This is a genomic window from Mesorhizobium sp. M7A.F.Ca.ET.027.02.1.1 (genome assembly GCF_004022985.1).
In the GTDB taxonomy this organism is placed as follows: domain Bacteria; phylum Pseudomonadota; class Alphaproteobacteria; order Rhizobiales; family Rhizobiaceae; genus Mesorhizobium.
In genome coordinates, this window is sequence record NZ_RZOL01000916.1 from 1 (window position 1) to 508 (window position 508).

A 508-nucleotide genomic window follows, 5' to 3' on the forward strand; every position below is an offset into this window, starting at 1 on the left:
CATCAAGTAGGTCGTCTTCCATGACTATCATCCTTGTTTGGCGGATGGCTTGCCAGGGCGCCACTCGGCCGAAGGGGAGGGGGTGCAAACTTGGCGGCCATTGCCGTGCTTTGCCGAATTGCGGCGCCGCGGTGACCAACCCCGCTGACACCGCTCCCGGAAGGAGGATCGAAGGTGCTGAGCCGTCGGACGTCAGTCGTTCGCATTGGCATTGGTCGCCTGAAAGGCGTTGAAGGTCGTCGCGACCAGATCGGTCGTGTAGACCGTCTCGCCGTCCTTTTCGTAGGATGAGTTGTTTATGCGGCCTTCAGCTATGACCGGCTGGCCTTTGGAGACGTTGTCTTTGATCCACGCGGCCTGATCATCGAACACGGTGACAGTGACCCAATCCGTCCTGGTTTCCTTTTTCCCGGCGTCGTTGGTCCAATGGCGGTCGGCAGCGATGCTGACCTTGACCGCCTTATTGAAGCTGGTGACGCTGCCTACGTTCCCGGCAACGGTGAAACGG

Annotated in this window: 1 protein-coding gene; it reads right to left on the reverse strand. The window is 59.6% G+C overall.

The window, feature by feature from the left end; genetic code table 11:
* Positions 1-192 precede the first annotated feature (192 nt).
* On the reverse strand, positions 193-508 hold a 316-nt coding region (locus EN749_RS36990), incomplete at its 5' end, for a single-stranded DNA-binding protein (RefSeq protein ID WP_145991232.1).